Source organism: Caballeronia sp., from assembly GCF_049581465.1.
GTDB lineage: Bacteria > Pseudomonadota > Gammaproteobacteria > Burkholderiales > Burkholderiaceae > Caballeronia.
Genome location: NZ_JBAUSA010000825.1, coordinates 1 through 9728 on the forward strand (window position 1 = coordinate 1; position 9728 = coordinate 9728).

At 60.4% G+C, this 9728-nt stretch carries 9 protein-coding genes and 1 pseudogene; 8 read left to right on the plus strand and 2 right to left on the minus strand.

The window, feature by feature from the left end; genetic code table 11:
- The 5 genes from WCA53_RS20305 to phaR all read left to right on the plus strand — a co-directional run.
- On the plus strand, nucleotides 1-459 hold a 459-nt coding region (locus WCA53_RS20305), incomplete at its 5' end, for a polyphenol oxidase family protein (protein WP_423914853.1).
- A 234-nt stretch (nucleotides 460-693) separates the two neighbouring features.
- On the plus strand, nucleotides 694-2622 hold the full coding sequence (gene phaC / locus WCA53_RS20310; RefSeq protein WP_423914856.1) for a class I poly(R)-hydroxyalkanoic acid synthase: 1929 nt from the start codon (nucleotides 694-696) through the stop codon (nucleotides 2620-2622).
- 213 nt (nucleotides 2623-2835) lie between these two features.
- A complete protein-coding gene (locus WCA53_RS20315) occupies nucleotides 2836-4017 on the plus strand; it encodes an acetyl-CoA C-acetyltransferase (RefSeq protein WP_423914858.1) in 1182 nt (393 codons plus the stop codon).
- A 96-nt stretch (nucleotides 4018-4113) separates the two neighbouring features.
- Nucleotides 4114-4854 carry a 3-ketoacyl-ACP reductase gene (locus WCA53_RS20320; protein WP_423914861.1) on the plus strand — a complete coding sequence of 247 codons (741 nt, stop codon included), beginning with the start codon at nucleotides 4114-4116 and terminating at the stop codon, nucleotides 4852-4854.
- Nucleotides 4855-5023: 169 nt separating this feature from the next.
- On the plus strand, nucleotides 5024-5629 hold the full coding sequence (gene phaR, locus WCA53_RS20325) for a polyhydroxyalkanoate synthesis repressor PhaR (RefSeq protein ID WP_423914866.1): 606 nt from the start codon (nucleotides 5024-5026) through the stop codon (nucleotides 5627-5629).
- Between the two features lie 74 nt (nucleotides 5630-5703).
- Here phaR and WCA53_RS20330 read toward each other — a convergent pair whose 3' ends face one another.
- Nucleotides 5704-6033, minus strand: a complete 330-nt coding sequence (locus tag WCA53_RS20330) for a helix-turn-helix domain-containing protein (protein ID WP_423914871.1) — start codon at nucleotides 6031-6033, stop codon at nucleotides 5704-5706.
- On the minus strand, nucleotides 6030-6392 hold the full coding sequence (locus tag WCA53_RS20335; protein WP_423914875.1) for a type II toxin-antitoxin system RelE/ParE family toxin: 363 nt from the start codon (nucleotides 6390-6392) through the stop codon (nucleotides 6030-6032). Before WCA53_RS20335 ends, WCA53_RS20330 begins: the two co-directional genes overlap by 4 nt.
- A 413-nt stretch (nucleotides 6393-6805) precedes the next feature.
- Here WCA53_RS20335 and WCA53_RS20340 point away from each other — a divergent pair, with 413 nt between their 5' ends.
- The 3 genes and pseudogenes from WCA53_RS20340 to WCA53_RS20350 all read left to right on the plus strand — a co-directional run.
- Complete coding sequence (locus WCA53_RS20340; RefSeq protein ID WP_423914878.1) at nucleotides 6806-7858, plus strand: tRNA dihydrouridine synthase; 1053 nt, start codon at nucleotides 6806-6808, stop codon at nucleotides 7856-7858.
- Between the two features lie 116 nt (nucleotides 7859-7974).
- Entirely contained in the window at nucleotides 7975-9366 is a 1392-nt protein-coding gene (gene rimO / locus WCA53_RS20345; protein WP_423914879.1) for a 30S ribosomal protein S12 methylthiotransferase RimO, read from the plus strand.
- Between the two features lie 41 nt (nucleotides 9367-9407).
- Nucleotides 9408-9728 (plus strand): annotated as a pseudogene (locus WCA53_RS20350) (acetyl-CoA C-acyltransferase); the annotation flags it as partial.

Here is a 9728-nt window from a genome sequence, read left to right on the forward strand (position 1 = left end):
GTCTTGCTTTGCGATGCCGCCGGCCGCGCGGTCGGCGCGGCGCATGCGGGATGGCGCGGGCTGGCAGCGGGAATCGTGGAGAAAACAGCGGATCGCGTCGCAAACCTTGCCGGATCTGGAATCGAGACGATTCACGCGTGGCTGGGGCCGGCAATTGGACCGTCTGCGTTCGAAGTCGGCGAGGACGTGCTGGATGCGTTTATCGGCGCGGCTGAGCCCGCGGTACGGGATTTAACGGCAACTGCGTTTGCCCAGCGCGAGGACAAGCGAAAATATCTCGCCGACCTCTATGCGCTCGCCCGTTTGCGCCTGAGCGGCGCGGGCGTGCCATCAGGAAATATTCACGGCGGTACGCATTGCACTGTCACGGAAGCGGAGCGGTTCTATTCGTATCGAAGGGATGGGGCGACGGGGCGCATGGCCGCCATGATCTGGCTGGACGGGAAGGGACTCGGCTGAGGTCCCCGAAGCAAGACCGCCCCCGCAGCATCCATTCCCCAAATGCATGGGGAAAACGATAATGAAAAAAATATCGCGCTGCGGCAAAATCGGAACGATGCATTGACATGCCTGGCGACGCGGAGCAAGAATGTTTCGCAAACGCGCACGGCGTAGCAAGGTCACATCGCGCGGCTTCGCATCACGCCTGCATCAGCAACTCAGTCTTTCGGGACGCTCAGGTCAAACGCGGGTATGACTGCTTCCAAATCTACTTCATCGTCGTCAGATTCGTCTGGTGCATCCTCTTCTGCCCAGACGCCGCCCAATTTACCCTTCGGCATCCCGCCGATCGATCCCGCCGCCGTGCAGAATTTGTTCGAGCAGTGGCTGAACACGTGGAAGGAAATCGCCGATCCAGCGCAATGGCAAAAGCTCATGGCGCAAGCGATTCCAGGCCTGGGAACATCGGGCGCTGCGAATGCGTTTCCTGGGCTTCCAGGGTTTGCCGCTGGCGCCGGCCTATCTCCATTAGCCATGCCGTCCCTGTCCGGCCTGCCCGCGATGCCGCAGATTCCGGCCGCCGCAATCTCGCCGGAACGCCTCAAGGAACTCCAGGCTTCGTACTCGCGCGACGCAATGGAACTCATGCAGCAGGCAAACGCCCAAAGCATCGACGTTTCGACGCTCAAGGACCGGCGCTTCAACACGACAGCGTGGCAATCCACGCCGGCCTTCGCCTTCACAGCCGCGTGGTATGTGCTGAACGCCCGCTATCTGCAGGAGCTCGCCGAAGCGGTCGACGCGGATCCGAAAACGCGTGAGCGCATTCGTTTCGGCGTGCAGCAATGGGCCGCTGCAGCGGCACCGAGCAATTACTTCGTGTTCAATCCGGAAGCACAGCAGGCGTTGATCGACAGCCGCGGCGAAAGCCTGCAAAAAGGCATGATGAACCTGCTCGCCGACATGCAGCGCGGCAAGATTGCGCAAAGTGATGAATCCGGTTTCCAGGTCGGCAAGAACATTGCGACGACAGAAGGCTCGGTCGTGTTCGAGAACGACCTGCTGCAACTGATCCAGTACACGCCGCATACCGCGACGGTTCGCGAACGGCCGCTGCTGATCGTGCCGCCGTGCATCAACAAGTTCTACATCCTTGATCTGCAGCCCCAGGGCTCGCTCGTGGCGCATGCGCTCGACGCCGGTCATCAGGTGTTCATCATCTCGTGGCGCAATGCGGATGAGTCGATTGCGCACAAGACGTGGGACGACTACATCGAAGAAGGCGTGCTGACGCCTATCGACGTCGTGAAGCGGATCAGCGGCCGCGAGCAGATCAATACGCTAGGTTTCTGCGTGGGCGGAACCATGCTTGCCACAGCGCTCTCGGTCCTGGCGGCGCGCGGCGAACACCCGGCGGCGTCGATGACCTTGCTCACCGCCATGCTCGATTTCTCGGATACGGGCGTGCTGGACGTTTTCATCGACGAGCAGCATGTCAAGATGCGCGAGCAAAGCATCGGCGGCATGAACGGCGGCCGGCCCGGGTTGATGCGCGGTCTCGAATTCGCGAACACGTTTTCGTTTCTCCGCCCGAACGACCTGGTGTGGAACTACGTGGTCGACAATTACCTGAAGGGCCGCACGCCGCAAGCGTTCGACCTGCTGTTCTGGAATAGCGATTCCACCAACTTGCCTGGGCCGATGTTCGTCTGGTATCTGCGCAACACGTATCTTGAAAACAAGCTGCGCAAGCCCGGTGAAGTGAAGACGTGCGGAGAACCGGTCGACCTGTCGTCGATCGACGTGCCTACGTTTCTCTACGGCTCGCGCGAGGATCACATCGTGCCGTGGACGGCGGCGTATGCGTCGGCGCCGTTGCTGAGTGGTCCGCAGAAGTTCGTGCTGGGCGCGTCCGGCCATATTGCAGGCGTGATTAATCCGCCCGCCAAGAACAAACGCAGTTTCTGGGTTCTGGATACCGACGACAAAACCCTGCCGGAAGATTCCGATGCATGGTTCGAAGCCGCGACGGAACACCCTGGCAGCTGGTGGCCGACCTGGACGGAATGGCTCGACGGGTATGGCGGCAAGAAGATCAAGCCCAAGGCGCAACTGGGTTCGGCCGATTTCCCGGTGATCGAGCCTGCGCCCGGGCGATATGTCCTGAAACGGGACCAGTGAAGCAGTTGCCCCGCATGTATGCGGCGATCACGGCGCGCAACCGGCCATGAGCACGACATGCGGATCGAACCGGATTGCTTTTCGATGGCGACAGGTCAACAGTGTTCAAAGCACGGCGCGTAGCGGTCAATTATTTGCTGCGCCGAAAGAATGGCCATCGAGCAAACCCGGCCCAAATTTTCGAAGCCAATTTGAAGCCTAAAGGAACTGAAAATGACTGACGTAGTGATCGTATCGGCTGCACGGACGGCCGTTGGAAAATTCGGCGGGTCGCTGGCGAAGATCCCCGCGCCTGAACTCGGCGCAATCGTGCTGCGCGCCGTGCTTGAACGCGCCAACCTGAAACCCGAGCAGATCAGCGAAGTGATTCTCGTCCAAGTGCTCGCCGCCGGCTCGGGCCAGAATCCCGCGCGCCAGGCGCTGATCAGGGCGGGCCTGCCCAATTCCGTGCCGGGCATGACCATCAACAAGGTCTGCGGTTCCGGCCTGAAGGCCGTCATGCTGGCGGCCAACGCGATCATCGCGGGCGACGCCGACATCGTGATCGCTGGGGGCCAGGAAAACATGAGCGCGGCGCCGCATGTGTTGCCGGGTTCGCGCGACGGCTTCCGCATGGGCGACGCCAAGCTGATCGACAGCATGATCGTCGATGGCTTGTGGGACGCATTCAATTCGATCCATATGGGCACGACGGCGGAAAACGTCGCGAAGGAATACGGCATCTCCCGTGCGGCGCAGGACGAATTCGCGGCGTTGTCGCAGAACAAGGCGGAAGCGGCGCAGAAGTCAGGCCGCTTCAACGACGAAATCGTGCCAGTCGAAATCCCGCAAAGAAAGGGTGACCCGGTGCGTTTCGCGACGGACGAATTCGTGCGTCACGGTGTGACGGCCGAGTCGCTCGCCTCGCTGAAACCGGCGTTTTCGAAAGAAGGCACCGTCACTGCCGCCAATGCTTCAGGCCTCAACGACGGCGCCGCCGCCGTGATCGTGATGTCGGCGAAAAAAGCCGACGCGCTCGGCCTCACGCCGCTCGCGCGGATCAAGGCTTACGCGAACGCGGGCGTCGATCCGAAGGTGATGGGCATGGGTCCGGTGCCGGCATCCAAACGATGCCTGGAACGCGCGGGCTGGTCGGCGTCCGATCTCGACCTGATGGAAATTAACGAAGCCTTCGCGGCGCAGGCGCTTGCAGTGCACCAGCAAATGGGCTGGGACACGTCGAAGGTGAACGTGAACGGCGGCGCGATTGCGATCGGCCACCCGATCGGTGCGTCCGGCTGCCGGATTCTCGTCACGCTCCTGCATGAAATGCAGAAGCGCGATGCAAAGAAGGGCTTGGCGTCGCTGTGTATCGGGGGCGGCATGGGCGTGGCGCTTGCGCTTGAGCGTATGTGAACCCGGGAGAGGGCCCGCAAGGGCTCAGGCGCGCGGCGTGCCGGTCGGCCGGACGCCGCGTGACGCATAACGACAAATCGACAAACGGAGCGAGCGATGACGAAGCGAGTAGCGTACGTAACGGGCGGTATGGGCGGCATCGGCACGAGTATCTGCCAGCGGCTGCATAAGGACGGCTACACGGTCGTCGCGGGTTGCGGGCCGAATTCGCCGCGCCGGGTCAAATGGCTCGAAGAGCAAAAGGCGCTGGGCTACGAGTTCATTGCTTCCGAAGGCAACGTGGGCGACTGGGAGTCGACCAAGAACGCCTTCGACAAGGTCAAGGCCGAAGTCGGTGAAGTGGACATCCTGGTGAACAACGCGGGTATTACACGCGACGTCGTGTTCCGCAAGATGACCCACGACGACTGGACGGCCGTCATCGACACCAACCTGACGAGTCTGTTCAATGTGACGAAGCAGGTGATCGACGGGATGGTCGAACGCGGCTTCGGACGGGTGATCAACATTTCGTCGGTGAACGGGCAGAAAGGGCAGTTCGGCCAGACCAACTATTCCACCGCGAAGGCCGGAATCCACGGATTCACGATGGCGCTCGCGCAGGAAGTGGCGACCAAGGGCGTGACGGTCAACACGATCTCGCCGGGTTATATCGGGACGGATATGGTGAAGTCGATTCGCCCGGACGTGCTTGAGAAGATTGTCGCGACGATTCCCGTTCGCCGGCTCGGACGACCGGAAGAAATAGGCTCGATCGTGGCGTGGCTTGCTTCTGAAGAATCGGGCTTTTCCACGGGCGCCGACTTCTCGCTGAATGGTGGTTTGCACATGGGCTGAGAGCCTTCGGGCGGCGCGCAAGAGACCCTGCGCCGCACGCGCCGTGCATCGGGGGCAATTTGGCCGTGCGTCCGAAGCACGGTATTACAAGAGACCGGCGGCCTGCGTCGCTTGATCGATCGAGCGGGGTTCGCCGGCACAGTTTGAGTTTCGCGTTTAAAGGCGCTACATGACCACTACAAAGAAATCCGCCGAACGACTCATCAAGAAATATCCGAATCGCCGGCTGTACGACACCGAGACGAGCACGTACATCACGCTCGCGGACGTCAAGCAACTCGTGCTCGATCAGGAAGAATTCAAGGTGATGGACGCGAAGTCCAACGATGACCTGACGCGCAACATCCTGCTGCAGATCATTCTGGAAGAGGAAAGCGGTGGCCTGCCGATGTTTTCATCGACGATGCTTTCGCAGATCATCCGGTTCTATGGCAACGCCATGCAGGGCATGATGGGCACTTATCTGGAAAAGAATATCCAGGCTTTTATCGACATCCAGCACAAGCTTTCGGATCAATCGAAGGGAATGATCGAGGGCAACCCCACGACGCTGAATCCGGAGGTCTGGTCGCAGTTCATGAACATGCAGGCGCCGATGATGCAAGGCATGATGACGAGCTATATCGAGCAATCCAAGAACATGTTCGTGCAGATGCAGGAGCAGATGCAGACCCAGGCGAAGTCGATGTTCAAGACATTCCCGTTTCCGACGCCCCCAGGCGCCGCGAGCGCGACGAACGCGACGACCACCACGACAACGACCGAGAAAAAGTAGGCGTGCCAGCTTGATTGACGAAGTACGAGGCGAGTACATCGACGTCCTCGTCTTCTCCCGCGCGTGGCTTCTGTTCAAGCGGTCCCGGCGAACACAACCTCGATGCGCCCGGCTTTAGCAGATCGACGCGCAGGGCCAACCACGATCTTTACGTCGCGGCCAAGTCTCGCCAGGCAGTCCAGCATCTTCGACTCGCTGATGCCGCGAAACTGTCCGCGCAGCATATTAGATAGCTTCGGCTGGGTCATTCCGAGCACTTCTGCGGCTTGTATTTGCGTCAAGTGTCGGCGGTTGATGATCTCGCCAATTTTCGTCGCTAGCTGCGCCTTAACGAGCATTTCGTCAGCGTCGGTCACGCCCAAATCGGCGTATACGTTGCCGCTGCTTTCTTCGATTTTAATCATTTCTGCGCTCCTTGAGCGTGATTCTCGGCTGCTTTCAACCGGCTCCGGATTACGTCCATGTCCGGCTTGGGTGTTGCAATGCCTTGCATAGACTTTTTCTGAAAACAATGCAGCACGTACACCGCGTCCGCGATTTTCACGGTGTACACGGCGCGGTACGTTCCGCCATCGGCCGACTCCACCACTTCGAGCACGCCCGCCGATCCAAAGCCAGATAGTGGCTTCGCAACCGTGTGCTTTGATCCTGCCTGTGCGAGATGGAGGGCATAGCCAAACGTATCCTTGACTGTTTCGGGCATCGCCATCAAGTCTTTCTTGGCGGAACCGACCCAGTGCAGCGTTTTTGACTTTATTATCATTCAGGGAAATTATATCCATTTGGGTATAAAGCGCAAGCGTTCTGCCTTGCCTGCGTCGGTTCCTGCCGACGCCTGTGGAAGCGAGGCCGTTGCCTTCCTGATCGAGCCGGCGTCGGTGAAGAGAGAAACTGAATCACCTGTTTCAGACGCGCGATGGCCCAGGCAGTTCTCGAGAGGAGAATCGGCTGGCTCGGGGCCGTCAAGCATAGTGAAGTCAGACACCGGTTAAAATATCGAATTGGCTCTGTATTATTTTGTGCAGGCGTGCTGCTGCGCTTGCCTCACATCTGGATGTCGTGCCCGTGAAAAAGATATTAAAAACAACCACTAAGACGAATATTGCGCCCAAGGTCGGCTTTGTCTCCCTTGGCTGACCGTAAGATTCGCAAAAGCAGCTTACGCGCCGTTTTCGCATGAGCCGGCTATTTCTTGCGCCCATGGAAGGGCTTGCGGACTACGTGCTGCGTGACGTGCTGACCAGCACGGGTGGATTCGATGGATGCGTGTCCGAATTCATCAGGGTCACGGACTCGGTACTGCCCGAACGTGTCTACGAGAGAGAAACGCCCGAAGTCCTTTACGGAGCCCGTACACGCGCTGGCACGCCAGTGGTGATCCAATTGCTCGGAAGCGACCCTGAATGGATGGCGCTGAATGCGGCCAAGGCGGCCAGTCTGTCACCGCATGGCGTCGATCTGAACTTCGGCTGCCCCGCCAAAATCGTTAATCGGCACGGCGGCGGCGCGATGCTTCTGGCGCACCCCGAACAACTGAACCGGATCATGTCGTCCGTTCGCGCAGCGGTGCCTGCCGGCATCGCTGTGACAGCAAAAATGCGGCTCGGTGTGTCCGATACGTCGCTTGCGATCGACTGTGCCACGGCGCTGGCGGAAGGAGGCGCCGCCTCCCTGGTTGTGCATGCCAGGACACGTGACCATGGCTACCGGCCGCCGGCCCACTGGGAGTGGATTGCGCGCATCAATGCCGCAGTGGACGTCCCGGTCGTGGCCAACGGAGAGGTCTGGACCGTGGCCGACTGGCAGCGGTGCCGGGCGGTCAGCGGCTGCGCGGACGTGATGATCGGGCGCGGCGCCGTCTCGGATCCTTTCCTGGCTTTGCGCATCCGCGGACTCATGGACCCGACGCCTTCCAGCGAGGAATGGCCGGCCATGCTGGGTCAACTTGCCGACTACCTGAGAAAACTGCAAGTCCGTGTCGTGGCACGTCACGAGCATGGACGCGTCAAAATGTGGCTCAGCTATCTCAAGCGGACCTGGCCGCAGGCTGCCGAGCTGCATGCAGCCATCCGGCACCTGCAAGATTCGCGCGAAATACTCGGAGTGATCGAGGGCGCTCTGCCATTCAATGACTGGGTACCGGCACATCAAAATGCAGCCCTCGGGTTACTCGATCCGGCAACGCTCGGCCAGTTGACCGGCTGTACCCCCGTCGCCGCGGTACAATAAGCGGTTACGTGCGCGGGACGTTGTCCGGGCTGCGGTCTTCAGAGACATCGGACCCTTAGCCTTGCCGCACTGTCCCCATTTGTCGCCATCGTCACCGCTATCCGCCGGACCCACCTATGTCGCAGACCATTTCCCCCGTCGTGCCGTCCTCTTCGGCTCCTAAAGTCGGGTTCGTAAGCCTCGGTTGTCCGAAGGCGCTCGTCGATTCCGAGCAGATCATCACGCAACTGCGGGCCGAAGGTTACGAGATTTCGAGTTCATATGACGGCGCCGACCTCGTCGTGGTGAATACATGCGGTTTTATCGATGAAGCCGTGCAGGAGAGTCTTGATGCCATCGGCGAAGCGCTGCACGAAAACGGCAAGGTGATCGTGACGGGTTGCCTGGGCGCGAAAAAGAGTTCGAGCGGGACGGGCTTGATCGAGGAGGTGCATCCGAAGGTGCTCGCCGTGACCGGGCCGCATGCCACTGCCGAAGTCATGATCCACGTGCACAAGCATTTGCCCAAGCCGCACGATCCGTTCATCGACCTCGTGCCGCCCGCCGGTATCAAGCTGACACCGCGTCACTACGCCTACCTTAAGATCTCGGAAGGCTGCAATCATCGCTGTACCTTCTGCATCATCCCCTCAATGCGCGGCGACCTGGTCTCGCGGCCCGTGGCCGACGTGATGCTCGAAGCGGAAAACCTTTTCAAGTCCGGCGTGAAGGAACTGCTCGTGATCTCGCAGGACACGAGCGCGTATGGCGTCGATGTCAAATATCGCACTGGTTTCTGGAACGGTAAGCCGGTCAAGACGCGCATGACGGATCTCGTCGGCGCGCTGGGCGAACTGGCCGTGCAATACGGCGCGTGGGTGCGCCTGCACTACGTGTATCCGTACCCGAGCGTGGATGAAGTCATCCCCATGATGGCCGAAGGCGCGCTCAAGGGTCACGTCCTGCCTTATCTGGATGTCCCGTTCCAGCACGCGCACCCGGAGGTGCTCAAGCGCATGAAGCGCCCGGCAAATGCCGAAAAGGTGTTGGAGCGCGTGCAGAAGTGGCGCGCGATGTGTCCCGACCTGACGATCCGCAGCACGTTTATCGCGGGCTTTCCGGGCGAAACTGAAGAGCAGTTCCAGACGTTGCTCGATTTCCTTCGCGTAGCCGACCTGGATCGCGTGGGTTGCTTCGCGTATTCGCCGGTAGAGGGTGCGACGGCGAATGAACTCGACGGCGCGTTGCCCGACGAAGTACGCGAGGAACGCCGCGCCCGCTTCATGGAACTGGCCGAGGAATTGTCGGCGCAACGGATGAAGCGCAAGATCGGCAAGACGCTCAAAGTGCTGGTCGATGAAACCAGTGCCGAAGGCGGCGTTGGGCGCACCGCGGCGGATGCGCCGGAAATCGATGGCGTGGTGTATATAGAACCGGCGAAGAAAGCGTCGAAGCGATACAAGGCAGGCGACTTCGTTTCCGTAAAGATCACCGGTGCAGATGGTCACGATCTGTGGGGCGAAGTCTGAGTTTCTTGGGGACGTTCAAGTAAAACGAAGGAGGGTTCGCGATGCAACGTGAAGTGGTGGTGATCAGCGGCGTGCGTACGGCAATTGGCGACTTCGGCGGTGCGCTGAAGGACTTCAGCCCGACCGACCTTGGCGCGCAAGTGGTGCGCGAGGCGTTGTCGCGGGCAAAAGTGTCCGGCGAGGACGTCGGTCATGTGGTCTTCGGCAACGTGATCCAGACCGAGCCGAAAGACATGTATCTGGCGCGGGTCGCGGCGCTCAACGGAGGCGTGGCGCAGCACGCGCCTGCGCTCACGGTCAACCGGCTCTGCGGGTCGGGCCTCCAGGCAATCGTCTCGGCGGCGCAATCCATCCTGCTAGGC

Excerpts from the sequence above, each read along its gene's own strand:
- WCA53_RS20330 (WP_423914871.1), bottom strand. The coding sequence starts at position 6,033 with ATGATTAAAATCGAAGAAAGCAGCGGCAACGTATACGCCGATTTGGGC.
- WCA53_RS20315 (WP_423914858.1), top strand. The coding sequence starts at position 2,836 with ATGACTGACGTAGTGATCGTATCGGCTGCACGGACGGCCGTTGGAAAA.
- WCA53_RS20320 (WP_423914861.1), top strand. The coding sequence starts at position 4,114 with ATGACGAAGCGAGTAGCGTACGTAACGGGCGGTATGGGCGGCATCGGC.
- WCA53_RS20335 (WP_423914875.1), bottom strand. The coding sequence starts at position 6,392 with ATGATAATAAAGTCAAAAACGCTGCACTGGGTCGGTTCCGCCAAGAAA.
- WCA53_RS20340 (WP_423914878.1), top strand. The coding sequence starts at position 6,806 with ATGAGCCGGCTATTTCTTGCGCCCATGGAAGGGCTTGCGGACTACGTG.
- rimO (WP_423914879.1), top strand. The coding sequence starts at position 7,975 with ATGTCGCAGACCATTTCCCCCGTCGTGCCGTCCTCTTCGGCTCCTAAA.
- phaR (WP_423914866.1), top strand. The coding sequence starts at position 5,024 with ATGACCACTACAAAGAAATCCGCCGAACGACTCATCAAGAAATATCCG.
- phaC (WP_423914856.1), top strand. The coding sequence starts at position 694 with ATGACTGCTTCCAAATCTACTTCATCGTCGTCAGATTCGTCTGGTGCA.